The sequence below is a fragment of the Rathayibacter sp. AY1A2 genome (assembly GCF_002930935.1).
Taxonomy (GTDB): Bacteria; Actinomycetota; Actinomycetes; order Actinomycetales; family Microbacteriaceae; genus Rathayibacter.
Map to the genome: position 1 here is coordinate 21613 of NZ_PSTP01000023.1, position 19575 is coordinate 41187.

A 19575-nucleotide genomic window follows, 5' to 3' on the forward strand; every position below is an offset into this window, starting at 1 on the left:
TTCGGGGGTGACGGCGGGGGGCGACGCCGTAGACTCGGCGGATCGACGGTCCTCAGCCGCCGTCGCACGCGGAGGGGGATCGGCCGTGGCAGTCGGCTTCCGGCGGAGCGGTGAGCTCCGTGCCCTCGCGCGCCCCCGGCTCCGGGCGGCCGGCGACCCGCTCTCCCTCGAGGACCACCGCTCCCGGCTGTCCGGCTGGCTCAGCATGCCCGGCGGGCCGGGTCTCGTGCGCCCCTCCGCCCTCGCTCCGGCGTGGGAGGCGCCCCTGCTCCGGCTCGTGCGCGCCGGGGCGCCGGCGGAGGACCTGCACGAGGCGACCACCGGCTCCCCCGAGGGCTCGCGCCTCGCGGCCGTCGTCGAGCTCGTCCGCGACGCCCTGCACTCCGCGGACGACGACCGCGCTCTGCGGCTCACCGGCTGGCTGGTGCGCATCCGCTACGACCCGTCGGCCGACTCCTTCCTCCGCCGCTACGGGATCGCGCTGACCGTCCGCCTGCCGCTGAGCGGCGGCCTCGACGTGGAGGTGCCGCTCGACGCCCCGGCGCTGCGCCTGCTCTACGCCGAGCTGGCAGCACCGATGGATCCGGCCGCGGCTGCCGTGGCGGTCGAGACCCTGGAGCCGTCGACCCTCGCGGCGTCGACGCTCGCCTCCCTCTACTCCGCCCGCCGCCGCTGGAGCGACGTGGCCGAGTTCTCGGCGCCCGTCGAGAACGTGGACGCCGCCTCCGCCGCGGTGCTCATCCGCCGCGGCGTCGCTCTTCGCGAGCTCGGCGTGATCGAGGGCGCCCTCGAGGCGTTCGACCGGGTGGTGCGCCCGACCGTCACCAGTGCGCGGCCCGTGGAGCTGCGGGCGGAGGCGCTGCTCGAGCGCGCGAGCACGCTCCTCTCGGACGGGCGCACGGCTCCGGCTCGGCGCGATCTGGAGCGCGTGCTCTCCCGCTACCCGGACAGCGCCGCGGCGCACGAGCTGCTGGCGGTCACCGGGCGCTGACGCGACGGAGGGGCGCACCCTCTGCAGGATGCGCCCCTCCGGGGAGTGCGTCGGCTCAGTGCGTCGGCTCAGTGCGTCGGCTCAGTGCGTCGGCTCAGCCCTCGGCCTTCGAGGGCTTGCCCTCGGCGGGCAGGACCTCGTGCGGGGTGTCGCGCTCGTCCTCGCCCTCGGCCTGCGACGGCTTGTCGGACTGGTCGTCCGGGTCCTCGACGGGGCTCGGGGTCTGGTCGCTCATCGGAGTCCCTCCGGCTCGTCGGACGTGGCGGACGGCTCGGGGTGCGCCTCGAACTCCATCCAGGCGCGGTCCAGATCGGCCTGCGCCGACTCGGGCTCGCTGGCGAAGTAGCCGTCGTAGATCGCGCGGCCGCCGTGCTCGGGCAGGTCGTCGCGACCGCCGAAGGCCTGCGCGAAGCGGCCGACCTCGTCGTCCCTCTTCTGCTGATCCCGCAACCAGGCGGGGAAGGTCTGCGTCATGGTGACACCTCTCTCTCCTGCCCTCCAGCCAATCCCCCGCCGCGGATCCGGGCAAGCCCTTCCGCCGCGGGCCTCGAGGGGCCAGGCTCCGCCCTGGAGGGGACGGGCTCCGCCCTGGAGGAGCGGCGCTCCGCCCTCTAGAGGACATGTCCGCTACAGGGCGCCCCCGCCCCCGCCGCGGAGGAGAGCCGGCCCCTAGCGTGAGCCCGTGACCGACCCCGCTTCTCCGCGCCCCGCCCGCACCGCCGCGGGCCTGCGCCGCACTCTGCTCGCTCTGACCGCGACCGTCGCGCTGCTCGCCGGCACCGCGGCCCCCCTCGCCTCCGCCGAGCCGGACCCGGTGCCGGTCGGGAACGACCACCTCGCCAACGGCGTCGCCGCCTGGGGGCGCTACCTCAACGGGGAGTGGGACGTGCCGGCGGGCATGTCCGACCTCACGGACGTCGCGAGCAGCTACAGCCACACCCTCGCGCTCCACACCGACGGCACCGTCGAGGCCTGGGGAGCGGATCTGGAGGGCGAGCGGGACGTGCCGGCCGGGCTCCGCGAGGTGACCGCGATCTCGACCGGGTACCTCCACAGCATCGCCCTCACGATGGAGGGGACGGTCGTCGCGTGGGGCGACGACCGTCAGGGCCAGACCGACGTCCCGGCCGGACTCGGCGGCGTGACCGCCGTCGCCGCGGGCAGCTACCACACCCTCGCTCTGCGGGGCGACGGGACCGTGGCGGCCTGGGGCTCCGATCAGTTCGGAGCGACCGACGTGCCGGCGGGTCTCTCCGGAGTGGTCGCGATCGCCGCGGGCGGCTGGAACAGCCTCGCGCTGCGCGCCGACGGGACGGTCGTGGCGTGGGGCGGCGACGACAGGGGCGCGTACACCGCCCCGGCGGGCCTCCGGGACGTCGTCGCCGTCTCGGTCAGCTACTCCCACAGCCTCGCCCTGAAGCGGGACGGCACCGTCGTCACCTGGGGCGACCCCGTCGACTCCGGCTTGCCGCGGGTCCCCGCCGATCTCGGCGGCATCACCGCGATCGCCGCCGGCATCGGCTTCAGCGTCCTGCTCACGTCCGACGGCACCGTCGTCTCCCTGCACCCCGACGGCGACACGGAGCTGGACGTCCCGGCCGGGATCACCGGCGCCACCGGCATCGCGGTCGGCTTCAACCACGCCTTCGCGATCGGCCCGCTGCCGACCCTCACCGCCGACACCGCCGAGACGCTCGTCAAGACCAGGACCCGCTACTCCGCGACCTTCACGGCGTCCGGCCCGGCCGCGACCTTCGAGGTCTCGTCCGGCGCCCTTCCCGCGGGGGTGGCCCTCTCGCCGGAGGGCGTCGTCTCGGGCAAGCCGACCACCGCAGGCGACTCCACCTTCACGGTGAGCGCGCGGAACGCGTACGGCACCACGGCCGGCGTGCCGCACACGGTCACCGTGGTCCCCGCGAACACCCCGCCCGTCGTGACGGTCGCCTCCGCCACCGACGGCGCCTCCTACGAGAAGGGCTCGGAGCCGAGGGCCGCCTGCGCGATCACGGATGCGGAGAGCGGAACGTTCAGCGAGGAGGCCGTCGTCACCGGCACGCTCGTGAACGGCCTCGGCACCCGCACGGCGACCTGCACCTGTACCGACCCCGGAGGACTGACCACGACCGCCACCGCGACCTACCGGATCGTCGACACCGGCGTCCCCACCATCGCCGCGACGACCACGCCGACGGCTCCGAACGCCGCAGGCTGGTTCCGCTCCCCCGTCTCCGTCGGCTTCTCCTGCGCCGACGGCAGCGGCTCCGGGATCCGCAGCTGCACCCCCGCGCGGATCCTGCGCGAGGGCCCCGGCCAGAGCGTCACCGGCACCGCCGTCGACAACGCGGGCAACCGTGCCACGACGACCCGCAGCGGCATCGACATCGACTCCACGAAGCCGCAGCTCTCGTTCACGTCGAAGCCCGAGGGGTCCTACCCCTACGGCACGGCGCTCCCGGAAGCGCGCTGCCTCGCGGACGACGCACTCTCGGGCCTCACCGGCGACTGCGTGATCACGGGCGGCGGCCGCTCCGTCGGTCCGCACGTGTACCGGGCGACCGCGACCGACCGGGCGGGCAACGTCTCGACCCTCACCGCGTCCTACACCGTGACCCCGTGGACGATCGGCGGGCTCAGCACCTCGGTGAGAAGCGTGGCCGCCGGAGCCGCGACCGGCATGACGTTCCGGGTGACCTCGACGTCCTCCGCGGGAACGTTCCGCCACTCCGCCCTCGCCGACGTGCGCAGCGTCACGCAGAAGCAGACCTCCTGCACCGCCGGCGCCGTCCTCACCGGAGCGCCGACGACCACCCTGACCGGACGCCTCCGCTACGACACCGCGACGAACCGCTACGTGAAGGCGTGGACGGTGCCCGCGAAGCGGGGCACCTGCTGGACGCTGACGGTCGCGACGGCGGACGGCAGCACGGGGAGCGCCCGGTACTCGGTGAAGTAGCGGCGCCGGACGGCCGCCGCGGTCCTGTCAGGCTCCCGCCGCGGCGTACCGCTCCGCGAGCACGCGGGACGCGGCGGCCAGCTCGGGCGGCTCGGCCCCGGCCATCGGAGCGTCGAACCGGCCGAACGACGCGGCGAGCGCCTCCCACGACCAGGCGCCGAGGGCGAGTCGGCAGCCCGCGTCGCCGAGGTCCTCCACCTCCCCGTCGCCCGCGTAGGGCAAGACCTCGGCGGCGGGCGCCTCCAGCACCACCGAGCCGCGGCACGGCCACCCCTCCCCGGGCGCTCCGCCGCGGAACCGCGCCTCCAGGAACTCGGCGGGACTCCGGACCGGCAGCGCCCGGCGGCGGAAGCGGGCACCGCGGGGTGAGCGCGGCTCGAGCCGGTCGACGCGGAACACCCGCCAGTCGTCGCGGTCGAGGTCGAAGCCGATGAGGTACCAGCGGCCCTGACGCGCGACCAGGTGGTGGGGCTCGACGCGGCGCACCGCCTCCGCGTGCGCGAAGCGGAGCACCTCCGAGGCCCGGACGGCCGCCGCGACCGCGACCAGCCGCTCCGAGGGGACCGCGGGAGCCGGCGCCGCCGCGACCGTGAAGCGCAGCGCATCCGCTCGGGGCCGGAGCCGGGCGGGCAGGACCTGCCGCACCGTCGCCAGCGCACGGGCCGACGCCTCCTCGAGCCCCGCGATCGGCGCACGCAGGGCGGCGGTGAGGGCGAGCACCTGCTCGTCGTCGAAGAGCAGCGGCGGGAGCTCGGCGCCGGCCTCGAGCCGGTACCCGCCGCCGGGGCCCTTCGCCGCGTCGATCCGGTAGCCCATCGTGCGGAGCCGGTCGACGTCGCGACGCACCGTGCGCGGCGCGATCCCCAGGCGCTCGGCGAGCACTCCGCCCGGCCAGTCGCGGCGGGTCTGCAGGAGGGAGAGGAGCAGGAGGAGCCGCTCGGTCGTCGTGGGCACGTCCCGAGGATATTCCGAGAAGAGGACCGTCACCGTCCTCTTCTCCTGGGAGCGTCGGGGCACCGGGTGATCGACCCGGCACGACTGCGAGGAGCGCACCATGAGCATCACCACGACGACCCACCTCAACTTCCGCGGACAGGCCCGCGAGGCGCTGGAGTTCTACTCCTCGGTCACGGGAGGCCGGCTCGACGCGATGTCCTACGCGGACGCGAACGCTGTCACCGCGCCCGACGAGGCCGACCAGCTGATGTGGGGCCAGGTCGTCTCCGAGGCCGGCTTCCGCGTCATGGCGTACGACGTCCCCGCGCACACGTCCTACGACCCGGGCACGATCCCGGTGTTCGTGTCGCTCCGCGGCTCCGACGCCGACGAGCTGCACCGCCTCTGGGACGGCCTCTCGGAGGGGGCGGCGGTCGTCGTGCCTCTGGCCCCGGCGGCCTGGTCGCCCCTGTACGGGATGCTGCGCGATCGCTTCGGAGTGACGTTCGTCGTCGACCTCGAGGTCGCCTGGGGCTGAGGCCCGCGGGCTCGGCGGCGGGGCGCGTCCCACTGCGGACGCGCCGGCCGCCGACTCGGTACGCTCAGCACCGGATCCGGTCGGAGGGACGCTGCATGCTGGAGACGATCTCCGAGGCCCTCTCGCTGGTCACCCTCCCCCTCGGCGTGCTGTTCCTGCTCGCCGCGTTCGTCGCGGCGCTGATCGACGGACGCTGGCTGACGACGACCGCCTACCTCGAGGAGGGTCCGCCCCTCGCGCTGCACTGGGTGACCCGGGCCGGCGAGGTCCGGTCGCGTCCGCTGTCCGCCGGGGACCCGCTGACGCCGACGCGGTCGGACCAGCGGGAGGTGCACTACCGCGAGGAGGATCCGCACCGCATCCGCCTGCACCGGTGGAGCGACGCGGTGCGGGCGCTGCGCCTGACCGGCCTGATCCTGCTCGGGGCGGGCGTCGTCCTCGGGATCCTGTCGACGGCGCTGGCGGTCCTCGCCTAGGCGGCGCTCCGTGCGCGAGGATCGGACCCGTGGATGCGGAACGGGTTCTCGGAGACGGTCGGGCCGACGGGGTGTGGTGCCGGCTCGGGGAGCCGCTGACGGTCGCGCAGATCGCGCGCGGCGGGCCGGCGTGGCTGTGCCTGGACGCGCAGCACGGCGCGTTCGACGACGCCGCGGTCCTCGCCTCCCTGCGCGCGCTCGGCGCCGTGAGCGGGAGGCCGCCCGTCGGCGTCCGGGTCGCCGGGCTCTCCGACGCCCTGATCGGCAGGGCGCTCGACGCCGGAGCAGACATCGTGGTCGTCCCGATGATCGAGACGGTCGAGGAGGCGCTCGCGGCCGTCCGCGCCGCGCACTACCCGCCGCTCGGCCGCCGCAGCTGGGGGCCGATGTCCGATCTCTGGGGCGCCGCTCCCCCGTCGGCCGCCGAGGCGCGCACCGCGCTCTGGGTCATGATCGAGACGCGGGCCGGCCTCGACGCCGTCGATCGGATCCTCGCGGTGCCGGGCGTGAGCGGAGTCTTCGTCGGCCCGTTCGACCTCGCGATCGGCCTCGGACGGGACCTGTCCGACCTGCTCGCCGCGGACGGACCGGACGACCCGCTGCCGAGGATCGCCGCGGCGGCCCGGCGCGCGGGCAAGGGCGCCGGGGCCTACGCGGGGGACCGCGAGCGCGCCGGGCTGCTGCGAGCGCTCGGCTTCCCGAGGGTCGCGGTCGCGACGGATCAGTCGCTGATCGCGCTCGGCACCGCGGCGGCGCTCGACGCGGACGCCGCCGACTCCGGCTGCTGAGCCCGAGGCCGGGCACAGGGCCGGCCGCCGGTCACCGGCGAGCGCTCCCGCCGGGGGGACGCACGGGCTCCGGCGGCTCGGGGACGAAGCGGAGGCCGCCGGCGGAGTTCGCGAGATCGGTGAGCGCCGAGATCCAGGCGGGCTTGATGCGGGGCATGCGGCCGCCGGCGTAGCTGTAGCGGAGCGTGTGCGAGGGGTGCAGCCCGATCGCGCTGCGGCCGTCGCTCATCCCGTTCTCGTCGCGCCAGGTGAGCAGGCACGACTCCCCCCGGCGCAGCTTCGCGGTGAGGACGATCTGCAGGTGGGCGAGCACCCGGTCCTCGACGTCGATCTCGACCGATCCGTCGTAGTGCAGCTTCCCCATCGGCGGCTCCCGGCCTCGTCCTCGGAGGACGGGCGCGCCTCCGGCCCACCATCCTCGGGTGTCGTCCAGTGACCAGTTCGGGGCGGCGACAACCGGCGGATCAGCTGGTATCGGCGAATCCGCTGGTCTCGACGGGGCGGGGCTCAGGCCGGCGGGTTCGCCGCCATGAAGTCGCGCATCGGCAGCAGGTTCTGGAGGGGCGCGAAGTACCCGAAGCGGGGCAGGTCGAAGACCACTCCCGCGACTCCGGAGGACCCCATCGCCGCGATCCACTCGAGCGCGGCCGGCATCGGCACCTTCAGCACGCGCGACGCGTCCTCGTCGGAGAGGCCGGCGTGCAGCGCCCCGGCGCGGGCGCGCTCCCCCGTGGTGAAGGCGAAGACCATCGGCCCCGACTCCAGGCCGCCGACGAAGGGGGTGGGCGCGTCGTCCGGCCCCCGCGCGATGAAGCACCACATAGGCAGGGCGTAGACGCTGCGCCAGAGCGCGTCCATCGCGGCGAAGCTCTCGGGGTCGGCGCGCAGGGCCTCCGCCCGGGCGTCGATCTCGACGGTCTGATCCATGGGGCTCCCCTCGGCGCCGGCGATCGGCGCGGACCTCCACGCTAACGATGCTCCCGCTGGGCCGCACCCGCGATCGATCCGTCAGCAGCGGCCCGCCCCCGCGGCGGGCACGGGCCGCGGACGACGGATGGATGCGGTGGTGGCTGTGCGAGCCGTCCGCTGATCCCACCGGCCACTGGCCCCGTCCAGGCGGTTAGGTTAGGTTAACCTTCGCAACCCACACCACCCCCTTCGAAGGATCGCCGTGCCCGCCACTCGCACCCCCCTCCGCCTGACCGCCGTCGCCTCGCTCGGCCTCGCCGCCCTGCTGCTCACCGCCTGCTCGGGAGGAGCCGACGCCGGCTCCGAGGGCACGTCCGAGAGCAGCGCCGCCGAGAGCAGCGAGGGCTTCCCCGTCACCGTCGACCACGCCTTCGGCAGCACCACCGTCGAGTCGGCCGACCGCGTCGTCGCAACGAGCTGGACCAACCAGGACGTGGCGCTCGCGCTGGGTGTGACCCCGGTCGGCTTCACCCGCGCCTCCTACGGCGACGAGGACGGCGACGGCCTGCTGGTGTGGACGAAGGAGGCGCTCGACGCCTCCGGCGCCGAGACCCCGACCCTGTTCGACGAGACCGACGGCGTGCCCTTCGAGGCGATCTCGGACCTCAGCCCGACCGTGATCCTCTCGGCCTACTCCGGCATCACCCGGCAGGACTACGACACCCTCAGCCAGATCGCCCCCACCGTCGCCTACCCGGGCCTGCCCTGGGGCACGACCTGGCAGGACTCCGCGAAGCTCGACGGCGCCGCGCTGGGCCTCGAGGACGAGGCCGTCGCGAAGGTCGGCGAGATCGAGAGCGACATCACGCAGACCACCGCGTCCTACCCGCAGCTCGCGGGCACCACGTTCATGTACGGCTGGTACGACCCGACCGACGCGAGCACCTTCACCTACTACACGCCGAACGACGCGCGCGTGAAGTTCGTCGAGGACCTCGGGCTCGACGTCGCCCCGAGCGTCGCCGAGCTCTCCGGCGACTCGGAGGCGTTCAGCGGCACCATCAGCTCCGAGAACGCCGACCAGCTCGACGCCGACGTGCTCGTCGTCTACGGCGACGACACGACCCTCGCCGCGCTGCAGGCCGACCCGCTGCTCTCCAAGATCCCGGCCGTCGAGCGCGGCTCCGTCTACGTGCTGGAGGACGGCTCCTCCGCCGCCATGGCCACCTCGTCGCCGAACCTGCTCAGCATCCCGTGGGTGCTCGACGAGTACACCGCAGGCCTCGCCGCGGCCGCCGACAAGGTGTCGTGACCCGCACCGCACCCACCCGGAAGACGAGGGCGACCGCGCTGGCGGTCGCCCTCGTCGCGCTGGCCGTCGCCTCGGTCCTCTCGCTCGTGTACGGCTCCCGCGAGATCCCGCTCGGCGAGGTCTGGCCGGCGCTGACCTCGCCCGATCCGGCGTCCATCGTCGTCGCGGCGGTGCAGGGGCGGGTGCCGCGGACGGTCCTCGCGATCCTGGTCGGCGCCGCGCTCGGGCTCGCCGGAGCCGTGATGCAGGGCCTGACCCGCAACCCGCTCGCCGATCCGGGCATCCTCGGCCTCAACTCCGGCGCCTCGCTCGCGGTCGTGCTCGGGATCGCCGGGGTCGGAGCGACGAGCCTGCCGCAGTTCATCTGGCTCGCGTTCCTCGGAGCCGCCGCCGCCGGGGCGTTCGTCTACGCGGTCGCCTCGCTCGGCCGCGAGGGCGCCACTCCGCTGAAGCTCGCCCTCGCCGGAGCCGCCACCGCCGCCGCGCTCACCTCCCTCATCAGCGCGGTCCTGCTCACCCAGGAGACCACGCTGAACCGCTTCCGCTTCTGGCAGGTCGGCGGAGTCGGCGGCGCCGAGACCGCGAGCATCCTGCAGGTCCTCCCGTTCCTCGCGGTCGGCGCGGTGCTGGCCCTCTCCAGCGCGCGAGGGCTCGACGCACTGGCGCTCGGCGACGACCTGGCGACCGGCCTCGGCCGGCGCGTGGGGCGGATCCGCCTGGTCGCGGGGCTCGCGGCCGTGCTGCTCTGCGGCGCCGCGACCGCGATCGCCGGACCGATCGGATTCATCGGCCTGGTCGTCCCGCACCTCGCCCGCCGCGTCACCGGCCCCGCGCACGCCTGGCTGCTGCCCTCCTCCGCTCTGCTCGGCGCCCTGCTGCTGCTCGTCGCCGACGTGGTCGGCCGCGTGGTCGCCCGGCCGAGCGACGTCGAGGTGGGCATCGTGACCGCGCTGATCGGCGCCCCGGTGCTCATCGCGATCGTGCGCCGCTCGAAGGTGCGGGCGCTGTGAGGACCGCGGAGGCGCCCGCCGCGGTCGGCATCGCGGCCGGCCGCACGCTGCGCCGTCGGCGCACGGTCATCGGCTGCGCGGTCCTCGCGGTGCTCGTGCTGGCGCTCGTCGTCGTCTCGCTCACGGTCGGCAGCACGGTCTACTCGGTGCCGGAGGTCGTCCGCGTGATCCTCGGCGAGACCGTGCCGGGCGCCTCCTTCACCGTGGGCACGCTGCGGCTGCCGCGCACCATCACGGCCGTCCTGGTGGGCGTGGGCTTCGGGATGGGCGGCGTGATCTTCCAGACGATGCTGCGCAACGCCCTCGCCAGCCCCGACATCATCGGCATCACGTCGGGGGCGAGCGCGGCGGCCGTCGTCGCGATCGCGTTCTTCGGGCTCTCGGGCGGCGCGGTCTCGGTGATCGCGGTCGCGGCCGGGCTCGCGACGGCCCTGATCATCGCCGGGCTGGCCGAGGGCGGCGGAGTGATCGGGGCGCGGCTGATCCTCATCGGCATCGGCGTCGCGGCGATGTTCCAGAGCGTGATCGCCTACGTGCAGACCCGCGCCGACTTCGAGGACGTCCAGGAGTCGCTGCGCTGGCTGACCGGCAGCCTCAACTCGGCCGCCTGGCCCTCCGTCCCGCCGCTCGCGCTGACGATGCTCGTGCTGGTGCCGCTGGCGCTGCTGCTCTCGGGCCGGCTCGGCGTGCTGCAGCTCGGCGACGAGTCGGCGACCGCGCTCGGGCTCGACGTGCGGCGCAGCCGGCTGGCCCTGCTCGCGGTCGGAGTCGGCCTCGTGGCCGTCGCGACCGCCGCCACCGGCCCGATCGCGTTCGTCGCCTTCGTCTCGGGGCCGATCGCGCGGCGGATCCTGCCGAGCGCGCGCACGCTGCTGATCCCCTCCGCCCTGGTCGGCGCGGTCGTGGTGCTCGCCGCCGACCTGCTCGCCCAGTACGTCGTCGGCGCGCTGTTCTCGGGCGCGCGCTTCCCGGTCGGCGTCGTCACCGGCGCCCTCGGCGCGCCCTTCCTGCTCTGGCTCCTCGCCCGCCGCAACCGCTCCGGAGGCTCCCTGTGACCGACGCCCCGCCCACCCTCGCCGCCGACGCGGTCACCCTCGCCTACGACGAGCGCGTCGTGGTCGACGGGCTCTCGCTCGCCGTGCCGCCCGGCCGGATCACGGTGATCGTCGGCGCGAACGCCTGCGGCAAGTCGACGCTCCTGCGCGCGATGGCGCGGCTGATCACCCCGCGCTCGGGGAGCGTCCTGCTCGACGGGCGCGCGATCCACCGGCTCCCGACGCGCCAGGTCGCGCAGCAGGTGGGGCTGCTGCCGCAGACCCCGATCGCGCCGGAGGGGATCGCCGTCTCGGACCTGGTCGCCCGGGGCCGCTACCCGCACCGGGGCCTCTTCGGCCGCGGCTCCGGATCGGACGACGACGCGATCGTCGAGGAGGCGCTGCGCGACACCGGCACGCTCGAGCTCGCCGACCGCCCCGTGGACGAGCTCTCGGGCGGGCAGCGCCAGCGTGTGTGGATCGCGATGGCCCTCGCCCAGCGGACCGACGTGCTCCTCCTGGACGAGCCGACGACCTACCTCGACGTGTCGCACCAGGTCGAGGTGCTCGACCTGCTCACCGACCTCAACCGCTCGCGCGGGACGACCATCGTGATCGTGCTGCACGACCTCAACCTCGCCGCCCGCTACGCCGACCACCTCGTCGCCGTGCGCGACGGAGCCCTGTACGCCTCGGGCACGCCCGCCGAGGTGGTGACGCCGGAGACGGTGCGCGCGGTGTTCGGGATGGAGTCGCGCGTGATCGAGGACCCGGTCTCGCGTACGCCGCTGGTGCTGCCGATCGGGCGCCACCACTCGGGCTGAGCCCGGCCGTTCAGACTGAGCGGTCAGGCCGGAGCCGCGGCCAGGGAGGCGCCGTCGACGAGCGTGCAGCGGAGGAGCTGCTGCTCCCGTCGCGCGGGGTCGCCCTCGATGAGGATCTGCACGGCGCGGCGGCCCATGTCGCGCCGGGGCAGCTCGAAGCCGGCCTGCCAGCCGGTGCGGTCGGCCGATCCGGAGAGCGACACCAGCGACAGGTCGCCCGGCACCGCCACCCCCTCGGCCTCGGCGGCCTCCTGCAGGAGGACGAACTGCTCCTCCTGCTCGGCGAGGACGACCGTGACGCCCTCGGCGGCGATCCGGCGGATCCACTCCCGCGGCGACGCCTCCGGCCCCGGGACGAGGTGGAGGAAGCCGTCGCCGAGCTCGGCCCGCGCGCCGGCCATGCGGTCGGTGTACGACTCGACGCCCTCGCCGTGGCCGGCGTAGGCGAAGCGGGTGTGGCCGAGGGCGCGCGCGCAGGAGATCAGCTCGCGGACGATCGACGCGTAGTCGGCGGCCACGTAGGGCACGGGCCCGCCGGCGTCGTCGCGGCGGCCGATGCTGACGAAGGAGAAGCCGCTCGCGTTGAGGAACTCGAGCTCCTCGCGGGGCATGCGCTGCCCGAGGAGGATGCAGGAGTCGGCCAGGCGCAGCCGGGTGGTGCCGCCGCTGAGGCCGCCGCGACGGCCGCCGACGCGACCGCTGGTCAGCAGGAGGAGGTCGATGTCGCGGTTCTGCGCCTCCTCCTCGATGCCGGCGAGGAACGGGTGGAAGAAGTCCTCGCGGTCGAGCGGGAACAGGCTCTCGTAGGTGTAGACGCCGATCATGCCGGTGCCGACCTGCTTGAGGCGGCGCGCGATGGGGTCGGCGACGTACCCCGTCTCCTGGATCGCCTTGAGGATCCGCGCCCGCGTCGCCTCCGGGACCCGGGCGAGCTGCTCGCCCTTGTCGTTGAGCACGAACGACACCGTCGTCTGGCTGACTCCCGCGAGACGCGCGATGTCCTTCTGCGTGATCCGCGGCACCCGGACACCTCTGCTTCATCCTGGTAATAGGTATTACGTCTTGACCTCAGGCTACCGATGACGAAGGATCGCCGTACGCCCATCCGGGGCGAGAGAGGGCGGAACGTCGACGATGATGAATCCCGCAGACCCAGACAACCAGACCACGGCCTCCCCGAGGCCCGATCGGCAGCACAAGCCCGATCAGCAGCCCGAGCACGATCCGCAGCGCAGGCCCGACAACTCGCGCCGCCTCTTCCTCGCCGGGGGCGCCGCCGCCCTCGCCGGCGCGGCAGGGGCCGTCGGCGCCGCCACTCCGGCCGCCGCCGCGCCCCCGGCCGACGCTCCCGGGCAGAAGAAGCGCCTGAGCGTCACCGAGGGGCCGATCTCGCCGCTCGACAAGGAGTTCCGCTGGGACGACCGCGCCGGCGCAGACAACACCCGCGCGGTGCAGGCGGCCATCGACAAGGCGATGACCGCTCCGGGCGGCGAGGTGTCGCTGCCCGCCGGCGAGATCCGGGTGACGGGCCTCGCGGTCGACTACCGCGGCTACCCGGTGCAGCCCGAGAACGGGCCGCCCTACGGCTACGCCGGGCCGAAGATCGTCGGCGCCGGCATGCGCCAGACGAGGATCGTCCAGATCGAGGGCTCGACCCGCGACATCTTCACCGTCTCCGGCCAGACCGGCGACGCGGCCGGTCCCGCCAACAACAACAAGGCCACCGGCGTCGTCCTCGCCGACTTCGAGATGACGGGCACGCCCTCCGGCGGCCACGGGATGTCGCTGCGCTCGCTGGTCAACTGCGAGTTCCGCAACCTGTGGATCCAGAAGACCGGCAAGTCGGGCATCTTCCGCGAGCGCGCCACCTTCGTCTCGGGCGTCGACGACGAGTACTCGTACGCCAACTCCTGGAACAAGATCAAGATCGTCGCCCCCGCGGGCTGGGGCGTGGAGGACTCGGGCAAGGCCTCCATCGGCGGCTCGATGACCAACGTCGAGGCGATCAGCCCCGGCCTCGGCGGCTTCCTCCTCGCGCCGACGAACATGACGCTGCTCGACTGCCAGGCCATCGGCGGCACGGTCGGCCTCCGGTCGATCCGCAACGAGAACCGGCGCTCGGTCAACTCCGGCCTGACCCTGATCAACTTCCGCTCGGAGGGCTCCCGCGACGGCTGGGAGGTGCTGATCGAGGCCGGCACGAGCCACATGATCGTGAACCCGAACTTCTTCCCGACCTCGGGCGCGAACTGCCTCGGCGTCGGCCTGACGAACGGCGGGGCCGACTTCGAGGTGCGCAACCTCACCGTCCTCGGCGGCTTCTACGGGCTCAGCCTCGGCCGCTTCCCGCAGCAGAAGGCGATCGTGCTGGGCAGCGACTCCTCCCAGACGCGCCTCGTGAACCCGTTCATCGAGCGCGGCGCCGCGGGAGTGGACGAGGGCTCGCTGATCGTCGACGACGGACGCCTGACCTCGTTCGAGCTCGGCCGCGGCCGGGTGGAGCGCGCGGCCGGCTACACCACGGTCGCCCGCGCCCCCGAGACCATCCCGACCCCTCCGGCCGGGCAGGTCAACGAGGGCTGGGAGCGCTCCGGCGACACCTGGCGGAAGGTGGCCGTCTTCCCCGACGGGCACCGCGTCGTCATCGCCTCCTGACCCCGGGCGGCGTCGCCCTCCGCGCCGCCGCCCTCCCCCACCGCACACGGAACGAGCACCAGAACGCATGCATGACGACAGCACCCGCATCGAAGCCCGCATCGCCCGCTTCCGCGCCGAGAGCCTCCGGCCGGCGATCCACCGGGCGGTCGAGCCGCTCGGGATCGAGTCGTGGACCGCTCCGGGCGAGCCGGTCCCCTTCGACCAGGCGCGGGCCGCGTCCTACGCGCCCGCCCGCATCGGGGAGCCGTGGGGCGCCCCGTGGGGCACCGTGTGGTTCCACGTGCGCGGCGAGATCCCCGCCTCCTGGGTCGGCGTCGACGGCTGCGAGCCCGAGCTCGTCGTCGACCTCGGCTACACCGGCGCCCAGTCCGGCTTCGAGGCGGAGGGGCTCGTCTTCACCGCGACCGGCACGGTCGTGAAGGCCGTCGAGCCGTTCAACCAGTCGGTCCCGCTCGACCGGCTGCCCGGCCGCGAGGCGGGCGACCGCACGGTCGAGCTCTACATCGAGGCCGCCGCCAACCCGAACATCACCGGCGACTGGTCCTTCACCCCCACGGCGCTCGGCGGCCGCCCCGCCGACGGCGCCCTGCCGTCCGACCCGCTCTACCGCCTCCGCCGCCTCGAGCTCGGGCTGCTCGACCGGGAGGTCTGGGAGCTGGAGCAGGACATGGCCGTGCTCGTCGGGCTGATCGGGCAGCTGCCCGAGTCCTCCCAGCGCCGCGCCGAGATCGTGCGCGCCCTCGACCGCGCCGTCGACGTCCTCGATCCGGACGACGTGTCCGGCACCGCCGCCGCGGGCCGGGAGGCGCTGCGGACGGTCCTCGAGCGCCCCGCCTCGGCCAGCGCGCACCACCTGCACGCCGTCGGCCACGCCCACATCGACTCCGCCTGGCTCTGGCCCGAACGCGAGACCGCCCGCAAGGTGGCCCGCACCTTCTCCAACGTCTGCGACCTGATCGAGCGCGAGGAGGGCTTCGTCTTCGCCGCCTCCTCCGCGCAGCAGTACGCGTGGCTGAAGCGCGACCACCCGGAGCTGTTCGAGCGCGTCCGCGGCCACGTGCTCGCGGGCCGCTTCGTGCCGGTCGGCGGGATGTGGGTCGAGTCGGACACGAACATGCCCGGCGGCGAGGCGCTCGTGCGCCAGCTGCTCGAGGGCAAGCGCTTCTTCCTCGACGAGTTCGGGATCGACACGGAGGAGGTCTGGCTCCCGGACTCCTTCGGCTACTCCGCCGCGCTGCCGCAGATCATCGCCGGAGCGGGCGGGCGCTGGTTCCTCACGCAGAAGATCTCGTGGAACGAGACCAACACGATGCCCCACCACACCTTCTGGTGGGAGGGCATCGACGGCACCCGCGTGTTCACGCACTTCCCGCCCGTCGACCTCTACAACTCCGACCTCTCCGGCGAGGACCTCGCCCGAGCCGAGCGCCAGTACGCCGAGAAGGGCAGCGGCACCATGTCGCTCGTGCCCTTCGGCTACGGCGACGGCGGAGGAGGCCCCAACCGCGAGATGATCGCGGCCGCCCGCCGCACGCGCAGCCTCGAGGGCTCGCCGACCGTCGAGCTGTCCACGCCCCGCCGCTTCTTCGAGGAGGCGCAGGCCGAGTACCCGGACGCGCCCACCTGGTCGGGCGAGCTCTACCTCGAGTTCCACCGCGGCACCTACACGTCGCAGGCGCGCACCAAGCAGGGCAACCGCCGCAGCGAGCACCTGCTCCGCGAGATCGAGCTGTGGGCGACCACGGCCCTCGTCCGCGCCGGGGTCCCGTACCCGGCCGACGAGCTGCGCGAGATGTGGCGGACGGTCCTCCTGCAGCAGTTCCACGACATCCTGCCCGGCACCTCCATCGCCTGGGTGCACCGCGAGGCGGAGGAGAACTACGCCCGCATCGCGCAGCGGATCGAGGAGATGATCGCCGAGACCGTCCGGGCCCTCGCCGGCGAGGGCTCCGCGGAGCTGCTGGTGAACTCCTCCCCCTTCGCCGTCGGGGGCGTGCCGGCGCTCGGCGCGGCCGCGGCCGACCCCGCCGCGGAGCACTCGGCCCCGACGCTCCGCTCCGACGGCGACGCCCACGTGCTCGACAACGGGCTCGTCCGGGTGCGGATCGGCGCCTCCGGGCTCCTCGAGTCGGTCGTGGACCTCGCGAGCGGCCGGGAGGTCGTGCCCGCCGACGCCGCCGCGGGGCTCCTCCAGCTCCACCGCGACACCCCGAACAAGTGGGACGCCTGGGACCTCGACGACAACTACCGCCGCACGGTGGAGGACCTCGTCGGCGTCGACTCGGTCCGCGCCGGCACCGTGAGCGACCCGCTCGGCCGCGAGGTGCCGGCGGTCGTGATCACCCGCTCGTTCGGCGGCTCCACGGTCGTGCAGACCGTCTCGCTGCAGATCGGCCGGGCGGCCGTCGACCTCGGCCTCGACATCGACTGGCACGAGCGCCGCAAGCTGCTCAAGCTCGCCTTCCCGCTCGACCTGCTCTCGGACCGGGCGACGTCCGAGATCCAGTTCGGCCACGTGCACCGCCCGACCCACGTGAACACGACGTGGGACGCCGCCCGCTTCGAGACCGTCGCGCACCGCTGGGTGCACGTCGGCGAGCCGGGCTTCGGCGTCGCGGTCGTCAACGACTCCACCTACGGGCACGACATCACCCGCGACCGCGCCGCGGCCGGCACACCGACGACCACGGTCCGGCTCTCGCTCCTGCGCGCGCCGCTGTTCCCCGACCCGGACGCCGACCAGGGCCGCCACCGCCTCGCGGTCTCGCTCGTGGTCGGCGCCGAGCTGCCCGACGCCGTCGAGGCCGGCTACGCGTTGAACACCCCGCTCCGCAGGCTCACCGGCGCCGCGCCCGTCGCTCCCCTGGTGTCGATCGACGACCCCTCGGTGATCGTCGAGGCCGTGAAGGCGGCGGACGACGGGAGCGGCGACGTGATCGTGCGGCTCTACGAGTCGCTCGGCCGCCGCGCCGCAGCGACCCTCCGCGCCGCCTTCGCCGTCCGGGCGGTCACCCGCACCGACCTGATGGAGCGCCCCACCGAGCAGGTCCGCATCGAGAGCTCCGTCGAGGCGGAGTCGGCCGACGTGCGCCTCGAGCTGCGTCCGTTCGAGATCGCGACGGTGCGCCTGGCGCGCTGAGCGCGAGGGGACGAGGGGCGGGAGCAGGCCGGGTCGGCTTGCTCCTGCCCCTGCGTCATGTGGTCTGCTCGATGCACAAGGTCCCGATCGGAGAGGTCCCCCATGCAGTCGTTCCCCGCCCCGCCCCGCCAGGTGCAGATCGGCGACGCCGCCGCGTTCGCCGGCGTCACTCCGCGGGCGATCCGCCACTACCACCGGCTCGGCCTGCTTCCCGAGCGCGAGCGGGGCGGAGACGGTCGTCGGCGCTACGGCTACGACGACATCATCCGGCTGCTCTGGATCCGCCGCCTGGCCGACGCCGGGGTCGCGCTCGAGGACATCCGGGACGCCTTCGCCGTCTCAGCCCCGGCCGGCGCCGAGGACAGCGCCGACCGCGAGGACGAGGTCGCGGGCGTCCTCGCGCGGCTGGACGACGCGCTCGCCGCGCAGGAGGAGGAGCTGCAGCGGAAGCGGGCCTCGGTCCGGCGCATGCGGACCCTCGGCGGCCGGCTGGGGCTGCTCGACGACATCGTCTCGCGCCGCCTCGAGGGCGCACCCGAGGGCTCGCTGCGCCAGGCCGACCTCGACACCCTGCTGGTCACCGAGCGGATGTTCGGCCCGCTGGGCGCCGTCTCCCAGGCCGGCCGCTTCGTCGTCCTCGCCGCCGATCCGGCGCTGCGGGCGGAGGCCGACCGCGTCGACGCCGCCGAGGAGACCCTCGACGACACGGTCGCCGAGGACGACCCCCGGGTGGAGCAGGTGGCGCAGGAGCGGCACGCCTTCGAGGCCCGGCTGATGCGCGTCGTCGAGGAGTCCGGTCAGCTCGAGGAGGACGAGGCGATCTTCGACGCGTGGGACGAGGCGCACCCGCCCGAGGACCCCGCGCCGGCCCCCGATCCCGCGCAGGGCTCCCGCGCCCGGAGCGCCGGCGAGATCATCCGGAGCCTGCCCTACGACGTCTCGCCGGCCCGCCTGCGCGCCATGGACCTGGCGATGCAGCTCGGGATGGAGGAGGCGCCGGCGTCCTGAGACGCGGGGTCACGCCCGTCCGGTCACCCGAAGACCTCTCGCAGCACCTCCAGCGCCCGCTCGCGGTCGCCGACCCCGCCGCCCTCGTGCCCGCTGTACGGCCACACGTCGATCGACGTCTCGCCGCCGGAGACGTTGTGGGAGGCGAAGACCGTCGAGGGCGGGCAGATCGGGTCCATCAGGCCGACCGAGCGGTGCACCCGGCAGCGCAGGCGCCGCGAGAAGTGGACGCCGTCGACGTAGGAGAGGGTCCGCTCGACGGCGTCGAGGTCCTCGGGGCGGGTCGCCAGGTAGCGGGCGATCTCGACGTAGGGCGCCTCGTTCGTGACGGTCGTGGCGCGGAGGACGTCGGAGAGGAAGGGCACCAGGGCGATCGCCGCGCGCACCCGGGGGCGCAGCGCCGCCGCGGCGGTCGCGAGCGCTCCGCCCTGGCTGCCGCCGAAGACCGACACGCGGTCCGGGTCCAGCCCGGGGAGCGCCTCCACGGCGTCGACGGCGAGCGCCGCGTCCGCGATCATGCGCCGGTAGTAGTACGTCTCGGGCGACTCGATGCCGCGGGTCGTGACCCCGGGGTACGCGGGTCCGCTGCCGTGGGGGTCGGGGGTGGCTCCGGAGCGGGCGAGGCGTCCGGCTCCCTGGCCTCGCGCGTCGACGACCAGGTGCGCGTACCCGGCGGCGGCGATCCAGAGGTGCTCGATCGGACGGCCCCGTCCGCTGCCGTACCCGGGGTACTCGATCACCACGGGGAGCGGGGCGCCCGGGTCCGCTGCGGGGGTCACCAGCCAGGCGGCGATCGGCTCGCCCGCGAAGCCGGGGAACCGCACGTCCCGCACCCGCACCAGCGGGAGGCCCGCGTCGACCGGCGCGGCGCTCACGGCGGGGCCGCCCTCCCGCCCGAGCGCGAGGGTGGCCCGCCAGAAGGCGTCGAAGTCGTCGGGCTCCGCGACCTCCGCACGGAACTCGCGGAGGGCGGCGAGGGGGCGATCCGTGAACACCGGG

At 74.6% G+C, this 19575-nt stretch carries 19 protein-coding genes; 12 read left to right on the forward strand and 7 right to left on the reverse strand.

What is annotated here, in order from left to right; translation table 11 throughout:
• Positions 1-85 precede the first annotated feature (85 nt).
• Positions 86-991, forward strand: coding sequence for a tol-pal system YbgF family protein (locus C5B93_RS14980; RefSeq protein ID WP_104292795.1), 906 nt, complete (start codon positions 86-88; stop codon positions 989-991).
• A 94-nt stretch (positions 992-1085) separates the two neighbouring features.
• Here the strand turns inward: C5B93_RS14980 and C5B93_RS17355 are convergent, their stop codons facing one another.
• Together C5B93_RS17355 and C5B93_RS14985 are read right to left on the reverse strand one after the other, a co-directional pair.
• Positions 1086-1226 carry a hypothetical protein gene (locus C5B93_RS17355; RefSeq protein ID WP_159940045.1) on the reverse strand — a complete coding sequence of 47 codons (141 nt, stop codon included), beginning with the start codon at positions 1224-1226 and terminating at the stop codon, positions 1086-1088.
• A complete protein-coding gene (locus C5B93_RS14985) occupies positions 1223-1465 on the reverse strand; it encodes a hypothetical protein (protein ID WP_104227148.1) in 243 nt (80 codons plus the stop codon). The genes C5B93_RS17355 and C5B93_RS14985 overlap by 4 nt, the downstream gene beginning before the upstream one ends.
• Before the next feature lie 208 nt (positions 1466-1673).
• On the opposite strand from C5B93_RS14985, the gene C5B93_RS14990 reads away from it, so the two are divergent.
• Positions 1674-3944, forward strand: coding sequence for a PxKF domain-containing protein (locus C5B93_RS14990; protein WP_104292796.1), 2271 nt, complete (start codon positions 1674-1676; stop codon positions 3942-3944).
• Between the two features lie 27 nt (positions 3945-3971).
• Here C5B93_RS14990 and C5B93_RS14995 read toward each other — a convergent pair whose 3' ends face one another.
• Positions 3972-4898 carry a YafY family protein gene (locus C5B93_RS14995; RefSeq protein WP_258068238.1) on the reverse strand — a complete coding sequence of 309 codons (927 nt, stop codon included), beginning with the start codon at positions 4896-4898 and terminating at the stop codon, positions 3972-3974.
• 100 nt (positions 4899-4998) lie between these two features.
• Between C5B93_RS14995 and C5B93_RS15000 the strand changes: the two genes are divergently transcribed.
• The 3 genes from C5B93_RS15000 (at position 4999) to C5B93_RS17365 (ending at position 6682) form a co-directional block, all read left to right on the forward strand.
• Entirely contained in the window at positions 4999-5418 is a 420-nt protein-coding gene (locus C5B93_RS15000; RefSeq protein WP_104292797.1) for a VOC family protein, read from the forward strand.
• A 95-nt stretch (positions 5419-5513) separates the two neighbouring features.
• Entirely contained in the window at positions 5514-5894 is a 381-nt protein-coding gene (locus tag C5B93_RS17360; protein WP_104267914.1) for a hypothetical protein, read from the forward strand.
• Between the two features lie 29 nt (positions 5895-5923).
• Positions 5924-6682 (forward strand): HpcH/HpaI aldolase/citrate lyase family protein, encoded by a 759-nt coding sequence (locus tag C5B93_RS17365; protein WP_181068409.1) that lies wholly within the window; start codon positions 5924-5926, stop codon positions 6680-6682.
• Positions 6683-6713: 31 nt separating this feature from the next.
• On the opposite strand, the gene C5B93_RS15010 is transcribed toward C5B93_RS17365, so the two are convergent.
• Both C5B93_RS15010 and C5B93_RS15015 read right to left on the reverse strand, forming a co-directional pair.
• Entirely contained in the window at positions 6714-7046 is a 333-nt protein-coding gene (locus C5B93_RS15010; protein WP_104292799.1) for an ATP-dependent DNA ligase, read from the reverse strand.
• Between the two features lie 143 nt (positions 7047-7189).
• Entirely contained in the window at positions 7190-7609 is a 420-nt protein-coding gene (locus C5B93_RS15015) for a hypothetical protein (protein ID WP_104224305.1), read from the reverse strand.
• A gap of 244 nt (positions 7610-7853) precedes the next feature.
• On the opposite strand from C5B93_RS15015, the gene C5B93_RS15020 reads away from it, so the two are divergent.
• From C5B93_RS15020 to C5B93_RS15035, 4 genes are read left to right on the forward strand one after another with little or no spacing between them, the layout of a single operon-like run.
• Positions 7854-8903 (forward strand): iron-siderophore ABC transporter substrate-binding protein, encoded by a 1050-nt coding sequence (locus tag C5B93_RS15020; RefSeq protein WP_181027213.1) that lies wholly within the window; start codon positions 7854-7856, stop codon positions 8901-8903.
• Positions 8900-9913: an iron ABC transporter permease gene (locus C5B93_RS15025; protein WP_104292800.1), complete on the forward strand. Its 1014-nt coding sequence runs from the start codon at positions 8900-8902 to the stop codon at positions 9911-9913. The genes C5B93_RS15020 and C5B93_RS15025 overlap by 4 nt, the downstream gene beginning before the upstream one ends.
• On the forward strand, positions 9910-10968 hold the full coding sequence (locus C5B93_RS15030) for an iron chelate uptake ABC transporter family permease subunit (RefSeq protein WP_104261585.1): 1059 nt from the start codon (positions 9910-9912) through the stop codon (positions 10966-10968). The genes C5B93_RS15025 and C5B93_RS15030 overlap by 4 nt, the downstream gene beginning before the upstream one ends.
• Positions 10965-11771 (forward strand): ABC transporter ATP-binding protein, encoded by an 807-nt coding sequence (locus C5B93_RS15035; protein ID WP_104224308.1) that lies wholly within the window; start codon positions 10965-10967, stop codon positions 11769-11771. The genes C5B93_RS15030 and C5B93_RS15035 overlap by 4 nt, the downstream gene beginning before the upstream one ends.
• Positions 11772-11794: 23 nt before the next feature.
• Here C5B93_RS15035 and C5B93_RS15040 read toward each other — a convergent pair whose 3' ends face one another.
• Positions 11795-12793, reverse strand: a complete 999-nt coding sequence (locus C5B93_RS15040) for a LacI family DNA-binding transcriptional regulator (RefSeq protein WP_104227154.1) — start codon at positions 12791-12793, stop codon at positions 11795-11797.
• Between the two features lie 112 nt (positions 12794-12905).
• Between C5B93_RS15040 and C5B93_RS15045 the strand changes: the two genes are divergently transcribed.
• The 3 genes from C5B93_RS15045 to C5B93_RS15055 all read left to right on the forward strand — a co-directional run bounded on the left by C5B93_RS15045 (position 12906) and on the right by C5B93_RS15055 (position 18576).
• A complete protein-coding gene (locus C5B93_RS15045) occupies positions 12906-14426 on the forward strand; it encodes a hypothetical protein (protein WP_104234018.1) in 1521 nt (506 codons plus the stop codon).
• A gap of 67 nt (positions 14427-14493) precedes the next feature.
• A complete protein-coding gene (locus C5B93_RS15050) occupies positions 14494-17568 on the forward strand; it encodes a glycoside hydrolase family 38 C-terminal domain-containing protein (RefSeq protein WP_104292801.1) in 3075 nt (1024 codons plus the stop codon).
• Between the two features lie 102 nt (positions 17569-17670).
• The gene (locus C5B93_RS15055; RefSeq protein ID WP_219814052.1) at positions 17671-18576 is read left to right on the forward strand and encodes a MerR family transcriptional regulator; all 906 of its coding nucleotides are present in this window, start codon (positions 17671-17673) and stop codon (positions 18574-18576) included.
• A 23-nt stretch (positions 18577-18599) separates the two neighbouring features.
• Here the strand turns inward: C5B93_RS15055 and C5B93_RS15060 are convergent, their stop codons facing one another.
• The gene (locus C5B93_RS15060; RefSeq protein ID WP_104292803.1) at positions 18600-19571 is read right to left on the reverse strand and encodes an acetylxylan esterase; all 972 of its coding nucleotides are present in this window, start codon (positions 19569-19571) and stop codon (positions 18600-18602) included.
• Positions 19572-19575: the final 4 nt, after the last annotated feature.

Coding starts and splice junctions, on each gene's coding strand:
- C5B93_RS14985 (WP_104227148.1), bottom strand. CDS start 1,465: ATGACGCAGACCTTCCCCGCCTGGTTGCGGGATCAGCAGAAGAGGGAC.
- C5B93_RS15000 (WP_104292797.1), top strand. CDS start 4,999: ATGAGCATCACCACGACGACCCACCTCAACTTCCGCGGACAGGCCCGC.
- C5B93_RS15045 (WP_104234018.1), top strand. CDS start 12,906: ATGATGAATCCCGCAGACCCAGACAACCAGACCACGGCCTCCCCGAGG.
- C5B93_RS15055 (WP_219814052.1), top strand. CDS start 17,671: ATGCAGTCGTTCCCCGCCCCGCCCCGCCAGGTGCAGATCGGCGACGCC.
- C5B93_RS17360 (WP_104267914.1), top strand. CDS start 5,514: ATGCTGGAGACGATCTCCGAGGCCCTCTCGCTGGTCACCCTCCCCCTC.
- C5B93_RS17355 (WP_159940045.1), bottom strand. CDS start 1,226: ATGAGCGACCAGACCCCGAGCCCCGTCGAGGACCCGGACGACCAGTCC.
- C5B93_RS15015 (WP_104224305.1), bottom strand. CDS start 7,609: ATGGATCAGACCGTCGAGATCGACGCCCGGGCGGAGGCCCTGCGCGCC.
- C5B93_RS15010 (WP_104292799.1), bottom strand. CDS start 7,046: ATGGGGAAGCTGCACTACGACGGATCGGTCGAGATCGACGTCGAGGAC.
- C5B93_RS15050 (WP_104292801.1), top strand. CDS start 14,494: ATGCATGACGACAGCACCCGCATCGAAGCCCGCATCGCCCGCTTCCGC.